This is a genomic window from Streptomyces sp. Y2F8-2 (genome assembly GCF_014905555.1).
Classification (GTDB): Bacteria; Actinomycetota; Actinomycetes; order Streptomycetales; family Streptomycetaceae; genus Streptomyces; species Streptomyces cynarae.
In genome coordinates this window covers 271,272-287,078 of record NZ_BNGS01000004.1, presented here as the reverse complement: position 1 = coordinate 287,078, position 15,807 = coordinate 271,272, and the positions used below count along the sequence as shown (strand labels likewise).

14 protein-coding genes and 1 pseudogene are annotated in these 15,807 nt (G+C 71.3%); 5 read left to right on the top strand and 10 right to left on the bottom strand.

The annotated features are described in order from the left end of the window. Positions 1–92 precede the first annotated feature (92 nt). Complete coding sequence (locus tag SY2F82_RS15675) at positions 93–2,015, top strand: phosphatase PAP2 family protein (RefSeq protein WP_200419687.1); 1,923 nt, start codon at positions 93–95, stop codon at positions 2,013–2,015. Between the two features lie 137 nt (positions 2,016–2,152). On the opposite strand, the gene SY2F82_RS15670 is transcribed toward SY2F82_RS15675, so the two are convergent. Then, on the bottom strand, positions 2,153–2,818 hold the full coding sequence (locus SY2F82_RS15670) for a peptidoglycan-binding protein (protein WP_200419686.1): 666 nt from the start codon (positions 2,816–2,818) through the stop codon (positions 2,153–2,155). A 410-nt stretch (positions 2,819–3,228) separates the two neighbouring features. Here SY2F82_RS15670 and SY2F82_RS15665 point away from each other — a divergent pair. Next, a pseudogene (locus SY2F82_RS15665) lies at positions 3,229–3,528 on the top strand (AbfB domain-containing protein); the annotation flags it as partial. On the opposite strand, the gene SY2F82_RS15660 reads toward SY2F82_RS15665, so the two are convergent. From SY2F82_RS15660 to SY2F82_RS15630, 7 genes are all read right to left on the bottom strand, one after another. Next, a complete protein-coding gene (locus SY2F82_RS15660) occupies positions 3,525–4,718 on the bottom strand; it encodes a GDSL-type esterase/lipase family protein (protein ID WP_374707165.1) in 1,194 nt (397 codons plus the stop codon). The pseudogene SY2F82_RS15665 and the gene SY2F82_RS15660 overlap by 4 nt on opposite strands. Further along, positions 4,712–5,299 (bottom strand): TetR/AcrR family transcriptional regulator, encoded by a 588-nt coding sequence (locus SY2F82_RS15655; protein WP_200419685.1) that lies wholly within the window; start codon positions 5,297–5,299, stop codon positions 4,712–4,714. Before SY2F82_RS15655 ends, SY2F82_RS15660 begins: the two co-directional genes overlap by 7 nt. 94 nt (positions 5,300–5,393) lie before the next feature. Then, complete coding sequence (locus tag SY2F82_RS15650) at positions 5,394–6,725, bottom strand: enolase C-terminal domain-like protein (protein ID WP_200419684.1); 1,332 nt, start codon at positions 6,723–6,725, stop codon at positions 5,394–5,396. 54 nt (positions 6,726–6,779) lie between these two features. Next, entirely contained in the window at positions 6,780–8,117 is a 1,338-nt protein-coding gene (locus tag SY2F82_RS15645; protein ID WP_200419683.1) for a gluconate:H+ symporter, read from the bottom strand. 151 nt (positions 8,118–8,268) lie between these two features. Next, entirely contained in the window at positions 8,269–9,039 is a 771-nt protein-coding gene (locus SY2F82_RS15640) for a sulfite exporter TauE/SafE family protein (RefSeq protein WP_200419682.1), read from the bottom strand. A gap of 176 nt (positions 9,040–9,215) precedes the next feature. Further along, the gene (locus SY2F82_RS15635) at positions 9,216–9,602 is read right to left on the bottom strand and encodes a PPOX class F420-dependent oxidoreductase (RefSeq protein WP_200419681.1); all 387 of its coding nucleotides are present in this window, start codon (positions 9,600–9,602) and stop codon (positions 9,216–9,218) included. Positions 9,603–9,677: 75 nt separating this feature from the next. Continuing rightward, the gene (locus tag SY2F82_RS15630) at positions 9,678–10,319 is read right to left on the bottom strand and encodes an HAD family acid phosphatase (RefSeq protein ID WP_200419680.1); all 642 of its coding nucleotides are present in this window, start codon (positions 10,317–10,319) and stop codon (positions 9,678–9,680) included. Between the two features lie 238 nt (positions 10,320–10,557). Between SY2F82_RS15630 and SY2F82_RS15625 the strand changes: the two genes are divergently transcribed. Next, positions 10,558–11,532: a DUF3800 domain-containing protein gene (locus SY2F82_RS15625; protein WP_200419679.1), complete on the top strand. Its 975-nt coding sequence runs from the start codon at positions 10,558–10,560 to the stop codon at positions 11,530–11,532. Positions 11,533–11,698: 166 nt separating this feature from the next. Continuing rightward, positions 11,699–13,096, top strand: a complete 1,398-nt coding sequence (locus SY2F82_RS15620; RefSeq protein ID WP_200419678.1) for a S1 family peptidase — start codon at positions 11,699–11,701, stop codon at positions 13,094–13,096. Between the two features lie 123 nt (positions 13,097–13,219). Here the strand turns inward: SY2F82_RS15620 and SY2F82_RS15615 are convergent, their stop codons facing one another. Next, complete coding sequence (locus SY2F82_RS15615) at positions 13,220–13,408, bottom strand: hypothetical protein (protein ID WP_200419677.1); 189 nt, start codon at positions 13,406–13,408, stop codon at positions 13,220–13,222. 91 nt (positions 13,409–13,499) lie between these two features. Beyond that, positions 13,500–14,660 (bottom strand): ROK family transcriptional regulator, encoded by a 1,161-nt coding sequence (locus SY2F82_RS15610; protein ID WP_200419676.1) that lies wholly within the window; start codon positions 14,658–14,660, stop codon positions 13,500–13,502. A 166-nt stretch (positions 14,661–14,826) separates the two neighbouring features. Between SY2F82_RS15610 and SY2F82_RS15605 the strand changes: the two genes are divergently transcribed. Continuing rightward, a complete protein-coding gene (locus tag SY2F82_RS15605) occupies positions 14,827–15,792 on the top strand; it encodes a carbohydrate ABC transporter permease (protein WP_200419675.1) in 966 nt (321 codons plus the stop codon). The last annotated feature ends 15 nt before the right edge of the window (positions 15,793–15,807 follow it).

The window sequence follows — 15,807 nt, the reverse complement described above, 5'->3', positions numbered from 1 at the left end:
GGTGCCTTCACGAGCCGCCCACGAGTCGCACGCGCTCGCACGCCACTTCCCATGCCGACCGCACCGCCGAAGAACTGAAGAGAGGCTCACGCATGCCGTCACCCGCCGGGCACCACACCACCTCGTCCGTCAACCGCCGAGGCTTCCTCAAGACCTCGCTCGGTGCCTCGGCGGGGCTCCTGGCCGCGCCCACCTTCGCCGGCTGGCTCGCCGCGGCGGACGCCAAGGCGGCCACGAGCCCCGCCGCGTTCGTCGACGACTACCGGACGAACGTGCTCGCCCACCTCACCCCCGAGACCAACGCGGTCGTCCGCGTTCTCGGCGGCATGAGCACCGTGTGGAAGACGGGCGGCGCCTGGAACACCGGCACTCCCCTGATGCCCGAGGTGCTGCGGGCCAACATGCGCTACTGCGCCCGGATCACCTCCGCCCGCACCGACGCGCAGGCGAAGGAGGCGTTCCTCTACGACCGGCAGCACCAGAGCTACGCGATGATCGCCGGCCTGGGCCCGCTGGCCGACCTCTACAAGGCGGGCGCCAAGGCGGTCACGTCGATCACGAGCGCGCCGGACGGCACGCCGCCGGCCAAGATCGACGACGCCGTGCCCACCGACGCCCCTGCGGGCTCCGCGCTCGGCGCCGGCTCCCACGACTCCGCGCTCGGCAAGGTGGCCGAGCTGGTCGACACCCTGCGCGGGCCCTACGCGTCCGGCAACCCGGCCAAGTACGCCTACCAGTACCCGCGTCCATGGCGCATGAACGAGGACAGCGAGGTCGTCGACACCGGGAGGATGGACGCGCTCGGCTACCCGGTCTACGAGTCCGACGTCGTCGTCGCTCCCCAGCTGCTGCGCCAGCGCAGCACGTCCCCGACCGACGACGGCGGGTTCCCCAGCGGCCACACCAACGCCTTCCACCTGGCGGGCCTGGCCTACGCGTACGCGGTCCCCGAGCGCTTCCAGGAGCTGGTGACCCGCGCCCTGGAACTGAGCCACACCCGGATCGTGGCAGGCATGCACTCCACCGTCGACGTGATCGGCGGACGCATCATGGCCACCGCCCTGGCCGCCGCCACGCTCGCCGACCCCGCCAACGCCGGCCTCAAGGCAGCCGCACGCGCCCAGGCCCTCGCCTACTTCCAGGAGAAGACCGGCGCGACGGCCGACACGCTCTACGCCTACGCGCACTCGGCGGCCACGGACACCGACCCGTACGCCGACCGGGACACCAACGCCCGTGCGGTCGGGCCCCGGTTGACCTATGTGCTGACCCGCCACGGGCGCCACAGCGACCTGACCGTGCCCAAGGGCGCCGAGGTGCTGCTGGAGACGCGGCTGCCGTACCTGGACGCGGCGCAGCGGCGCGAGGTGCTGCGGACGACCGCGCTGCCCTCCGGCTATGTGCTGCTGGACGGCTTCGAGCAGTGGGGGCGGCTCAACCTGTTCGCGGCGGCGGACGGTTACGGCTCCTTCGACACGGACGTGCGCGTGACGATGGACGCGGCCGACGGCGGGTTCGGCGCGCACGACAGCTGGCGCAACGACATCGGCGGACAGGGCGGCCTGACCAAGCGCGGCACCGGGACCCTGACCCTGACCGGGGACAACCGGTACACGGGCGGCACCGTCGTCGAGGACGGCACCCTGGTCGCCGCCTCGCGGAGCGCGCTGGGTCACGGTGATGTACGGGTGACGGGCGGAACGCTGGAGGTGACCGGCGCCGCACGGGTACGCGGCTCCTACACGCAGGCGGCCGGGGCGGCCCTGGACGTCACGCTGCGGGCGGGGCACAAGGCGGCGCTGACGGTCGAGCGGCGCGTGGTGCTCGACCGCGACAGCGTGCTGACGCTCCGCCTGGACGAGCACCGGCCGCCGGCGTCGGGCGCCACCGTCCCGGTGATCGCGACAGGGTCGCTGCGCGGGCAGTTCGGGCGCGTCACGGTGGCGTCGGACGCCTACCGGGCGGTCCCCGTGTGCACGGCGGACGGGCTGGCCGTACGGCTGCTGAAGCGGTAGCGGGTGACCGAACGGTGACGGGCGTGTCGCGCCGGGGGGAATGCGCGACACGCCCGTACCGCTGGGCGGGCACGGGAGCGTACGGATCGAGGGTGAGCGGCCGCCGTACGCGGACCCGTGCCCGCTGCCGCACCTCGCTAGAGCGTGGTGCGGGACTCGAGGTCGCGGCGGGTGTCGTTGCCGTAGACGCCGGTCTCGTCGCCGCGGATGCCGTACCAGAGCTGGAAGCGGGCCACGGCGGCGGCGAGCGTGGCGTCGTAGCGGCCGTCGGTGGACCCGTGCTCGTAGACGTCGGGGATGCGCAGCAGGCGTTTTTGCAGCTCGGTCACCTGTGGGCCCCTGTCGCCCTCGCGCAGGGTCCCGGGGCCGTCGGGGTCGGTGCCCGTCCGCTGAGCGGGGGCGCTGGTGGCGGGTGACCGGGGCGGCGGAGCCGCGGCGTGCTGCTCGGCGCCGTCGCCCTGCGGGCCGGGCAGGAGGAGGGCGGCGCCGAAGCCGATGAGGGCGGCCGCGGTCACCCCGACCGTGATCGCCGCGCGGCGCAGGGTGAGTCCGTCGTCGACGGGCCGCTCGCGCCGGCCCCGGGCGGACGGTACGGGAGGCAGTTCCTCCGTCGCGTCCTCGGCGGTCGCCGGCGCCACGTGGACGACGATCGGCTCGTAGACGGGCTGTGGCGGGCGCCTCTCCCCTTCTTGCAGTTCTCTGACCAGTTCGGCCAGGGCCTCGGTGCGGCGCCTGCGCACGACGTAGGTGGGTTCCAGCACCCGGCGCCGCAGCGGCTGACCCTGCCCGGTCGGTGTCGACACACTGCTCTCCTTCCGTGCCCGCGGTCTCCCGCCGTCCCCGGGAAGAGATACGTGCGGGCATGCCGACCGGTTCACCGGGACTCCACAGTCACCGCGGCCACGGGGCGTTCGCGCGACGCCCGGGGAGGCACGACGCCCTGAGGGGCCATTGCCGGACAGGGATCGGCAAGCACCGCCTTCACCATTGACGCTCGCTCACCTCGCCTCTCCCTTCTGACCGATTCACCGAACCTTGTTCGAAATCCCGTCACCTGCAACGCCTTTGGAGAGCGCATGAGCGTCCACCCCCGCCCCGGTGCACGGCCGTCACGCCGGCTGTTCCTCGGTATGGCCGCGACCGTGCCACTGGCCCTGTCCGCGGACCTGACCGTCCGCGCCCGGCCCGCGCGCGCCGCGGACTCGGCCTATGTGAGCTCGTGCCTGGTCTCGCGGACAGCTCGGGAGTGTCCTTCCAGTCGGTCAACTACCCGACCCGCCATCTGCGGCACTACGACTACCAGCTGCGGCTGGACGTGAACGACGGCACCTGGACGTTCGCACAGGACGCCACGTTCTACTCCACCGCGGGGCTCGCCGACTCCTCGTCGACGTCCTTCCGCTCGTACAACTACCCGACCCGCTACATCAGGCACTCCGACTACGTGCTGCGCATCGACCCGATCTCGACGGCCACCGACCGGGCCGACGCCACGTTCTCCGTCGGCTATTAGGGCCTGAAGGGGCCGTCGGCCGTGAAGGCCAGCTTGGCGAAGCGTTCGCCGATGCGGCGGTGTGTGGCGGCGTCCGGGTGGAGTTCGTCGGGCAGCGGCAGTTCCGCGGCGTCGGCCTCGCCGTAGAGGTCGCGGCCGTCGAGATGGTGCAGGTGCGGGTCGTCGGCCGCCCGCTGCCGTACGATCCGGGCCAGCTCGTCACGGATGACGGCGAGGGTCAGCTTGCCCTGTGCCACCTCCGCCGGATCCCCGGCGGCCCGGAAGCTCAGTCGCCCTGCGGCGAGGGCGGTGAAGTCCGGGGCGCTGGGTCCGGGGGTGTCCTCGTGGATGGGGCACAGCAGGGGCGAGACGACCAGCAGCGGTGTGGTGGGGTGGCCTTCGCGGACGGTGTCGAGGAAGCCGTGCACGGCGGCGGTGAAGGCGCGCAGACGCATCAGATCGGTGTTGACCAGATTGATGCCGATCTTGATGCTGATCAGGTCGGCGGGGGTGTCGCGCAGGGCGCGGGCGGTGAACGGGTCGAGCAGGGCGCTGCCGCCCAGACCCAGGTTGATCAGTTCCACGCCGGCGAGGGCGGCGGCGAGCGCGGGCCAGGTGGTGGTGGGGCTCGCGGCGTCGGAGCCGTGGCTGATCGAACTGCCGTGGTGCAGCCACACCTTGCGGCCCCGGTCCGGTACGGGCTCCACGGGCGCGTCGGTGCGCAGGGCGACGAGCTCGGTGGTCTCGTTGTGCGGGAGCCAGATCTCCACGTCCTTGAGCCGGTCGGGCAGGTCGGTGAAGCTCAGGGTGCCGGCGTGCCCGGGCCGGTGTTCCGCTGTTCCGGCGGCCATGTCGATGGTGAGGGTGTGGCCGCCCGGCACACTGGCCCGGCCCGCCAGGCGGCCGTCGACGAGCAGGTCGTAGACGCCGTCCGGGCGGGGCGGGGCGCCCGCGTAGACCCGCTTGGTCGGCAGCGCGTCCAGTTCCACGGCGGTGGCCCGGGTGCGGAAGGCCAGCCGGACACCGGAGGGCTGGGACTCGGCCAGGGCGAGTTGCGGGTCGGCGCACTGGGCGCGGGCCCGGGCGGGCAGCCGGTGCGGCAGGACGCCGTGCGCGGTGTGCTCCAGGTCGAGGGCGCCGCGCAGGAGGTCCGCGGTGACGGGTGTGGTGATCCAGTGGGTGTTCATCGCCTTCAACCTGTTGATCAACATGTTCGAGTGTCCGCGTCCGCGGGCCAGTTGCGCAGCAGGGCGTCGAGGCGGTCCAGGATCCATGTCCAGGACTCCTGCGAGTCGGGAGCGCTGTGGCTGAAGCCTCCGGCCGCCTCCAGGCTGACGTAGCCGTGGAAGACGCTGCCCAGCAGCCGGACCGCGTGCGTCTGGTCCGGTTCCGTCAGGTCGTAGCCGCGCAGGATCGCGCGCGTCATCTGCGCGTGCCTGCCCCCGGCGCTTGCGGCCGCCGTCTCCGGGTCGAGCCGGAACCGCGCCGCCGCGTAGCGGCCGGGGTGTTCACGGGCGTAGTCGCGGTAGACGTTCGCGAAGGCCGTCAGGGCGTCCCTGCCGGCCCGCCCGGCCAGCGCCTCGGCGGCCCGGTCGGCGAGTTCCTCAAGGGCCAGCAGGGCGATCCGGGTCTTGAGGTCGTGGGAGCTCTTCAGGTGCGAGTACAGGCTCGCGACCTTGACGTCGAACCGCCTGGCGAGCGCGGAGACGGTGACCTGGTCGAAGCCGACCTCGTCGGCCAGTTCCGCCCCTGCCCGGACCAGGCGTCCGGTGGTCAGCCCTGCGCGCGCCATCGACCGTCCCTTCGCTCGTAAGCCTTAAGCGATTATGCACTTTCCTAAATCTATTAGGCAAGTGCCATGCACGCATGACGGGCGCTCGGCGGCGTCAGTCGCGCACCGTGCAGGGCCGCTTGGCGTCGAACGTCCAGCCCTCGATGAGGTACCGCATGCCGGCGGCGTCGTCGCGGTCCGACAGGGCCTTGCTCAGGTAGAGCTCGTGGGCGGCGAGGAGCCGGTCGCGGTCGAGCCGGACGCCGAGGCCGGGGGTGTCCGGTACGGCGACCTCCCCGCCGGTGATCCGCGGCGGCTCGACGGTCAGGCGCTCCAGTCCCTCCTGCCAGATCCAGTGGGTGTCCAGCGCGTTGTACTCACCGGGGGCGGCGGCTCCGCAGTGGGCCATCATGGCCAGGGAGATGTCGAAGTGGTTGTTGGAGTGGCAGCCCCAGGTCAGCCCCAGGTCGTGGCACAGCTGGGCGACACGGACCGACCCCTGCATGGTCCAGAAGTGCGGGTCCGCGAGCGGGATGGAAACGGACTGCAGCGCCAGCGCGTGGGTGAGCTGACGCCAGTCAGTGGCGATCATGTTGGTCGCGGTGGGCAGCCCGGTGGCCCGGCGGAACTCGGCGAGGATCTCCCGCCCTGAGTAGCCGCCCTCGGCTCCGCAGGGGTCCTCGGCGTAGGCGAGGGTGCCGACGAGGGGCCGGCACAGTTCGACGGCTTCGCGCAGCGACCAGCAGCCGTTCGGGTCGAGCGTGATACGGGCGTCCGGGAAGCGCTCCTTCAGGGCGCGCACCGCCGCGACCTCCTCAGGGCCCGGCAGCACACCGCCCTTGAGCTTGAAGTCGCGGAAGCCGTAGAGCTCGTGCGTGGCCTCGGCCTGCCGGACGATCGCCTCGGGGGTGAGGGCCTCCTCGTGGCGGATGCGGTACCAGTCGGACCTCGCGCCGGGTTCGCGGACGTAGTCCAGGTCGGTCCGGTCGGGGTCGCCGACGTAGAAGAGGTAGCCGAGGAAGCAGACGGAGTCGCGCTGTTTGCCCTCGCCCAGCAGGGCGGCGACGGGCACCTCGAGATGCTGCCCGAGCAGGTCGAGGAGCGCCGACTCGACTGCGGTGACCGCGTGCACGGTGGTGCGGAGGTCGAAGGTCTGCTCGCCGCGTCCGCCCGCGTCCCGGTCGGCGAACCGCTCGCCCATGGCGCGCAGGACCCGCTTGTAGTCGCCGACGCGTGCGCCGACGACGAGCGGCTCGGCCTCGCGCAGGGTCCGTGTGATCCGCTCCCCGCCGGGCACCTCACCAAGCCCGGTGCGTCCCTCGGAGTCCTCGATGACGACCACGTTGCGGGTGAACCACGGGCCGTGCGCGCCGGAGAGGTTGAGCGCCATGGAGTCCCGGCCGGCGACCGGATACACGGAGTAGGAGGTGACGGTGGGCTGGCCCATGAGCAGGACTCCTCGGTCAGGTGCTGAGGTGGTGGGGCGGGAGGGGGACGCGGATCACACGCCGATGCCGTCCAGGATCGACTCCATGGCGAGGACCCCGGCGAGGCCCAGGATCGCGAGGACCGTCGTGTAGGTGGTGCGTGCCTTGATCGCGTCGAGGACGGAGAGGTTGAAGTACTCCTTGAACATCCAGAAGCCCGGGTCGTTCACATGGGAGAACGCGATCGAACCGCAGGAGACGGCGAGGACCATGATCTCCGGGTGCACGCCGCTGCCCGCCAGCAGCGGGAGGGCCACGGCGGACGCGGTGACGACGGCGACGGTCGCCGAGCCGAGGGCCACCCGGAGGATGGCCGCGATGAGCCAGGCGAGGATGATCGGCGACAGGGACCACCCGTCCGTGGCGTTCTTGATGTAGTCGGAGATCCCGCCGTCGACGAGGACCTGCTTGAACGCCCCGCCCGCACCGATCACCAGCAGGATCATCGCCATCGCCTGGGCGGCCGACCGGCACGAGGCGCCGACCTCCTCCAGACTGCGGCCGATCCGCGGTCCGAACGCCCAGATCGCGACGCACAGGGTGAGCAGCAGGGCGATGGGCGCGGAGCCGATGAAGGCGACGAAGTGCAGGACGGGGCCGGAGGCGGAGGTGGCCAGGTCGGTCACCGCCGCGCCGGCGATCAGCACCACGGGCAGGAGGGCGACCGACAGCGACCAGCCCATGCCGGGCATCTCCTCCTCGGTGAAGACACGGTCGCTGACCAGGCCGGTGGGTATGGACGGGTTCATGCGCCGGACGAACGGAAGACGTGGCCACACCAGGGCGATCAGGGCACCGACCGGGACGGCGATGAACAGGCCGTAGAACAGGGTGAGTCCGACCGAGGCGTGGAAGGTCGCGGCGACGGCGGTGGGGCCGGGGTGCGGCGGCAGGAAGCTGTGCATGGTGGACAGGGCGATCGACATCGGCAGACCGACCCACAGCAGGTTGGCCCTCGTGACCCGTACCAGCGTGAACGCGATGGGCACGATGATGACGAACGCGACCTCGTAGAACATGGTGACGCCGATCAGCATGGCGGTCAGCACCATGGCGACCTGGACCCAGCGCGGGCCGCAGACGTCGAGCAGCTTTCCGGCGATCCGCTGGGCGGCGCCGGAGTCCCCCATCACCCGGCCGACCATGGCGCCGAGCCCGATGGTGAGCATGGTGTCGCCGATCTGCCCTCCGATGCCGTCGGAGAGGACGTCGGGGATCTTCTCCAGCGGGATGCCCCGGACGAGGGCGACGCCCACGGCCACCAGCAACAGGGCGGCGAAGCCGTTGAGTCTGAGCTTCGTCATCAAGAAGAGCAGGACCAGCACGCTGATCGCTACGACAACAAGTGGCATGGGTCAGTTCCCCTTTGAACCGCGGTCGCCTACTTGAACGATGTCCTCATACAGGGACGCCGTCTACACATGAGGATGGAGGCTAGGGTTGTGGACGCCGCAGGTCAATGGGTAGGCAGAGACGGAATCTGATGAGGCGATGGAATCCGACTCACCGTCCGCCCGCGTGGCGCCAGAGGGAGAAGGCCAGGCCGAGGCCCGCCAGGGCGATGGCGATCCGCAGCGGGGTCTCGGGCAGGCGCCGTACGATCACCGGGCCCATCCGGCTGCCGACGAGGCAGCCGAGCCCGAGCGCGGTCGCGGCCGTCCAGTCGACCGGGGCCAGGAAGGCGTAGGCGACGGCCGCGGTGACGTTGGCGGCGCCCGTGGCGATGTTCTTCACGGCATTGGTCACGGGCAGGGGCTCACTCGCGGACAGCGACAGCACGGCCAGCATCAGCACACCCGCCGCGGCGCCGAAATAGCCGCCGTAGAGCCCCACCACGAGGACCGCGCAGGCCGACGGCAGCTTGGCGCGGACGCCGTCGCCGCTCGACGGATGTTTCGCCACCAGCCGGCGCAACGGCTCCCGAGCCAGGATGAGTACGGACCCCAGGGCGATCAGCCACGGCACGACACTCTCGAACGCCGAGGACGGGGTGCCCAGAAGCAGGGCCGCACCGGCCGAGCCTCCCGCGGCCGCGAGCAGGGCGAGCCGCACGAGACGCCGGCGCTGGCCACGGAGTTCCTCCCGGGAGCCGACGGCGGTGCCCACCGTGTTGGAGAACAGCGCCACGGTGTTGGTCACATTGGCGGCCACCGGCGGGAGCCCGGCGGCCAGCAACGCGGGATAGCTGAACAGAGAGGCCAGACCGGCGATCGAACCGGCGAGCCCGGAGGCGACCCCCGCCCCCGCGAGCAGCACAGCGGCGCCGACGTCCACACGGTCTCCCTCTCGAAGTCGACGCGGCCCATACTCCCTTGACCCCGTCCCCTGTCCAAGACGGCGTCTACATAGGGAGACAACCTGGCGTGCCGCAGACAGCAGCAACTGTCCGGCGTCGACTACGAGGACCGGAACGTCTTCGGCGACGCGGTGTGCAGCACGCAGGGGCCGTTCTACGGCTGAGCGGGCGTCACCTGGATGCCGACCGTGCCTTTCTCCCCGCGCCGCAGCCGGCTGCCGAGAAGGGTGAGGCGGCCGACGAGGCCGCACTTGCCCGCGATCAGCTGCCGGTAGCGGGCGGTGGTGGCCGCGTCGCAGATCTCGGCGGTGGCGGGGATCTGGTCGCCAGTCGGCTTGCCGCGCAGGTCGCAGGGGCCGACGAAGACGTCGGAGCGGGCCCGGATCCGCTTCACCTTCCAGGAGTCCGCGGTGGTCCACACACCGAGCGCGTCGCCGTCCCGCACCACCCAGACCGGGGTGGCGACCGGGGTGCCGTTCCGGCGGTAGCTGGTGACCAACAGGTACTTGCCCGTTCCGAGCCGATCCAGGAGCGCGTGCATGAGCGCAGTGTAGGTGCCACACGCAGAAAGGCGCCGGTACGGCCGTACCGGCGCCCGTTCCCGAGGAAAGGGCCGTCAGGACAACGTGCCGTCGTAGTCGGGCAGCTTGAACGTGCGCTCGGCGTGGCCGCCAACCAGGTCGGAGGCGTTGTTGCCGACATTGGCGATGATCGTGTAGCCCTGCGCCTCGATCTCCGCGCGCTTGCTCGTCTTGTACGCGCTCACCTCGTCGAACAGGTCCGGCAGATCCCGCACGGAGAGGCCGTCGACCGGGTAGCCCACCGTCTTGAGGTTCCACTTGGTCTCGGCCTCGATGATGCCGGGGCGCGCGGTGACGAAGAAGACGGACACCCCTCGGGACTTCGCGTACTTCGCGAGCTCCAGGGACGGCTGCACCGCCGGGGTGGGCAGCTGGTACCAGGGGTGGAAGTACGTCTCGAGGGTGGTGTTGTCGATGTCGAAGACGATCGCGAGCTTCTGCCCGGTCGCGGTCGCGGTGCGCTGCCGGACGTACGGCAGCGCCTGGTCGATGACCGCCTTCACATCCGCCTGCCAGGTGGCGTAGTCGACACCGGCGGCCTGCGCCGCCGCCACGCTCACGGTGGTTGCCGCAGGAGCCGCGGAGGCGGTTCCCGCGGCGGTCACAGTGCCTCCGATGCCCAGCGCCACGACCGCCGACACCGCGCCGATGCGGCGCACCGCACCACGTCTTGTCATGCCCGTCCCTTCCCTCGCGTCCACATCGCGTCCGTGCGGCGGTGACATCTCCGCCACGACCGCGTTGGTCATGCTCACGCCCAATGATGGACACCAGACGACGCAAGAGTTACTGACGCGTAGACAGTTACTTCTGAGTAGCCGGGGATTGGCTGGACTTCACCGGCGGCGTGGGACGGTTCGCCGTGCGCCGGGTGCGGGATGATCCTCATGCGGTACGAGGGCAGGGGGCGAGACGGTGAGCCGGCATCGTGACAGTACGGTCCGCGCGCGAACCGCGGGAGGACTGCTGGAGGTGGCCTGCGACGAGTCGGGATCGGACGGCGAGAACCTCACCAGCGGGAACACCGACGTCTTCGCGCACGCCAGTGTGCATCTGCCTCTCTCCTCGGCGGCCGCGCACGTCCAGGAGGTCCGCGACCGCATCCGCTCGCCCGCGGAGGAGTACAAGGCCGCCCATCTGCTGCGGGAGAAGCACCGCGCGGTGCTGGAGTGGTTTCTCGGCGCCTCGGGGCCGCTGCACGGGCACGCCCATGTGCTGCTCGTGGAGAAGTCGTTCTTCGTGGTCGACCGCGTGGTGGACCTGCTGCTCGGCGATCCGGCACCCGCCCTGGCCCTCTTCCGCACCGGGCGTGAGCGCTTCGGGGACGAGCCGTGGCAGCGCTTTCTGGAGGCGTCCAACGATCTGATGCGGGCAAGGAGCAACGGGCAGCCGGAGGCTCCCGTCGACTCCTTCTTCCTCGTCGTCGAGGACCTGCTCCGGGCCCGTCCGCGGGGCGACGCGGGCGAGACCCTCACGCTGCTGGCCGGGGCGCAGGAGAAGGCGCGGGCATACCGGGCGCGGATCATCGACGGGCCGGCGGTCGTTCCGGCGCTCAACCCCCTGTTGCCGGCCCTCGTGCGCACCGCGGCGTACTGGGGAGCGGGCGGGCACCAGGTCACGCTCGTGCACGACGAGCAGAACGTGCTCACAGCGCAGCGCATCGCCTGGCTCAAGGAGACCACAGGGCTCTTCGGGTTCCGGCTCGTCGACTCCCGGCTCGATCCGCGGGTGCAGCTCGCCGACTTCCTCGCGGGGATCGCCCGCAAGATCGCCTCCGACGAGCTGAACGGGCGCGGTGACCCGGGTCTGACCGCGCTGCTGCGCCCGTACGTGGACGGTGACTCGCTGTGGGGGGACGAGCGCAGCGGTGTCTCGCTGCGGCGCTCCTAGGGTCTTTCGTCCACTCGCGCCTGCCCGGCGACGCCCTGCCGACGGCGTGACTTCAGCGGCGCGTCGGTGAACACCCGGGCGCGTGCGCACGTATGGAGTGAGGGCGCGCGACGACCGGAGTGCCCCGCGGTGGTGACGCCGTGCTGTTCGGGTTCGGGAGCCATGGATGAGGCATGCACGACGACGGATCGTCCGGCGGGGGGCTCGCATCGCGGCCGTCGGCGGACTGCTCCTGGGTGGTCTGATGGTCACCCAGGCCCTGGCGAGCGAACCGTCCGGCGCGCAGACCCCCTTCAGTACGGGCACGTCCGCCATGACCGCCTCACAGACGGGCTCCCAACTGGTGTCCCGGCTCGGCACCTCCCGAACGGCGGGCAGCTGGGTCGCCTCCGACGGGAAGCCCGTGGTCGCGGTGACGGACAGGGCCGCGGCGGACGCGGTGACGGCGGCCGGGGCCCGTGCCAAGATGGTGCGGCACAGCATGGACCAGCTGAAGTCGGCCACGAAGACGCTGAGTTCCGCCCCCAGGGTGGCGGGCACCGCCTGGTCCGTGGACTACCGCACCAACCAGGTGGTGGTACAGGCCGACCGCACGGTCTCCGCGTCCGACTGGTCGCGCTTGACGAAACTCGCCCATGGCATCGGGGACTTCGTCCGGATGGAGCGCAGCCAGGGACGGTTCACGACCCGGGTCGCCGGCGCCCAGCCGATCTTCTCGACCAGCGGCCGCTGTTCCGCGGGCTTCAACGTGACCAACGGGCAGGGCCAGTTCATCCTCACCGCCGGGCACTGCGGTCCGGGCGGCACGCTCTGGTTCTCCGACAACACGGGCCGGACGCAACTGGGCCGGACCGTCACCTCGGAGTTCCCCGGGGACGGCGACTTCTCCCTCATCCGGTACGAGAACGGGCAGGCGACGCCCGGAGAGAACGTCGTGGCCATCGGGGGCGGGCGCGGGGTGCGCATCACGGCGGCCGGGGACCCGGTGGTGGGTGAGAAGGTGTTCCGCAGCGGCAGCACCAGCGGTCTGCACGACGGCGAGGTCACCGCACTGAACGCGACGGTGAACTACCCGGAGGGCTCGGTCACCGGTCTCATCCAGACCACGGTGTGCGCCGAACCGGGCGACAGCGGCGGCCCGTTGTTCTCGGAAGGCATCGCGCTCGGGGTGACCTCGGGCGGCAGCGGGGACTGCCAGGCGGGCGGTACGACGTTCTTCCAGCCGGTGACGAAGGCGATGGCCGCGCTCGGGGTCCAGCTGACGGGGCAGGGCCAGGCGCCGGGCGGTGCGGGCGCCGGGGCCTCCGCCGCTCCCGCGCCGTCCCTCTCGGCGCCCCAGGGCGCGGCGATCGCGCCCGGGTCGGCGGCACCGGGCGCGGTCCAGGAGGTCGGTGCCACCGGCACGGCGGACGGATTCCTGTCACGGCTCACCGACCCGCGGACCGTCGGGCCCGGCCTGCTGGTCATCGCGGGCAGCCTGGTCGCGCTGGTGGCCACGCGCTACATCCGGTCGGAACAGGAGCGGAACGCCTATCGCCGGGCGTACGCGGGGACCTGGGGCTGAGCGGCCGGGTCGGGGTCCCCTCCAGGGTGCTGCGGGTGCCGGAGGAAGCCGGGCCTGCCGCGGGTATGCCGAACCGGCCGCCGCCGGCGGTGGTCGCAACGCGGGAGGTGGCCGGGCGGGCGGTCAAGCCGCCTTCGTCGGGCGCGGCGAGGAGGCCGCCGCCCATTCCAGGACGAGCCGCTGGTACTCCCGCCGCTCCTCGAGGCTGAGGATCCCGCCGCTGCGGAACCACAGTGCCCGGATCTCCTCGTTGACCTCGTCGGCGGAACGCTCCGCTACGGGTTCAGGAGTGGTGGACATGCCGTGAAGCATACGGGCCTCGACGTGAAGGTGATGTGAGCAATCAGGCACCTCCCGGCATTCCGGACCGTGAAGCTGATCACGTCCGGCCCTGCCGGACACGTCATCCGTCGATGACACCCAGCACGAGCACCTGGATCGCCAGCACCGCCGCTCCGCGCGCCCAGTCGTGGAAGTCGGAGACCTTGGTCTCCAGTCCCACCGGAGCGGCCAGCGGGTGCCGCTGGGCGCGGATGGTCTCCTCCACCGTCTTCCCCGCCACGTCCATCAACCCCACCCCCTCCCCGGCCAGCAGGATCTTCTGCGGCATCGCGAAGTTGGAGATCTGGGCGACCAGCGTGCCGAGGGCCCGCGCGGCCTCGTCGACGACGCGGGAGCACATCGGCTCGCCGGCGGCGGCGAGCCCGAGGATCTCCTCGTACGTCTTGTCGCTGCCGGTGGCGGCCCGGATCTGGTAGCGGATGCTGGGGATGGTGAGCAGCGAGACCGCGCTGCCGCGCTCGCCGGACGGGGTGAGCGGCCCGTTCGGGTTGATGATCCAGTGCCGCCCGAAGCCGCGGTCCTCCTCGGCGTAGGGCACCCGCTTGCCGCCCAGGACGAGGCCGTAACCGATGCCGGCGCCGATGGTGAGGACGACGAAGCGCTCCAGACCGCGACCCGCCCCGAACCAGGTCTCGGCCTCGACGAACGCGGCGACGTCGTTCTCGACGACCACCGGGAGCCCGGTGCACTCCTCCACCAGCCGGGCCAGCGGCACCTCGCGCCAGTGCAGGAAGGCGGACTCGCCGACCACGGCGCGATCCTGGACGAGTCCGCCGACGCCGATGCCGATGCCCGCCGCCGTCGGGAACTCGGCGGTGAGCACGCCGGTCATCTCCGCCAGCAGCGCAGCCACATGGACGGGGTCGTGGCTGGTGAGCGGGCGGTCCAGGCGGGCCACGATGTCGCTTCTGAGCGTGGTGACCACGCCGTAGACCATCTCTTCGGTGATCTTGAATCCGAGGAACGTCCGGGACTCGGCGACGACGTCGAGGGGCTGCGAGGGGCGGCCCTGGCGGCCCTCGGCCGAACCGCCCCCGTCGGCGACCTCGATCAGCAGACCCGACTCGATGAGCGGCTTGGTGAGCCGGGTGAGGCTGCCGGCCGAGAGGTCGAGCCGTCGCGCGAGGTCGGCGCGCGAGAGCGGCCCGTGGACGAGAACCTCGATCGCCACGGCACGCTCGCCGGCACTCAGCGGCAGCCAGCTGGCGGCACGTGCGGTCATGCGACCAGACTCCCACAAGATTTCTTTTGCAGTGGAATTAATTACAGGCACTCTACGCCGCGCAGTGCCATCTCAAAGGATCCGTGCGCGGGTCTTGACGCGAGGATTGTTTCGCACCAAAAGTAAGTGCCCATCGAGGACGAGCCGCCGACGAGGAGGGTCACCGATGACCGTCGCCTCCAGCAGCCCTCCCTCGCGACTGCCGCTGCGCGGCGCCGCGGGAAGGGGGACCGCCACAGGGGTCCGTACCGCCCGAGCACGTGAGGGCAGCGGCGACGGGCCGCTCGCCGCCCTCTTCCTGGCCCCGGCCTTGCTGGGGTTCCTGGTCTTCCTGCTGTGGCCCACGCTGCGGGGCGTCTATCTGAGCTTCACCCGCTTCAACCTGCTCACCCCGGCCGAGTGGGTCGGCCTGGACAACTACGTCCGCATGGTGCACGACCCGATCTTCTGGGGCTCGCTGAAGGTCACCGTCGAGTACGTGGTGATCAACATCGGGGTGCAGACCGTCTCCGCGCTCGCCATCGCCGTGCTGCTGCAACGGCTGTCGCAGTCGGCGCTGCTGCGCGGGATCGTGCTGACGCCGTATCTGATGTCCAACGTCGTCGCGGGCGTCGTCTGGCTGTGGGTCCTCGACACCCAGCTCGGCATCGGCAACCAGATCATCGGGGCGCTCGGCTTCGACCACATCCCGTTCCTCGCCGACAAGTCGTGGGCCATCCCCACGATCGCGCTGATCAACGTGTGGCGGCACGTCGGCTACACGGCGCTGCTGCTGTTCGCGGGCCTCCAGGCGATCCCGGGCGACATGTACGAGGCGGCCAGGGTGGACGGCGCCGGCGAGTGGCGGATGTTCTGGCGGATCACGCTGCCGCTGCTGCGACCGGTACTGGCGGTCGTCCTGATCATGACGGTGATCGGCTCGTTCCAGGTCTTCGACACGGTCGCCGTGACCACCCAGGGCGGCCCGGCGAACGCCACCAACGTGCTCCAGTACTACATCTACGGCGCCGCGTTCGGCCGCTTCCAGTTCGGCTACGCGTCCGCGATGTCGGTGGCCCTGCTCGTCGTGCTGACCGCGATCACGTTCGTCCAGTACCGCCTCACCCGGGCCGGCCAGACCGACCTCGGCTGACTTCAAGGGAGTGAC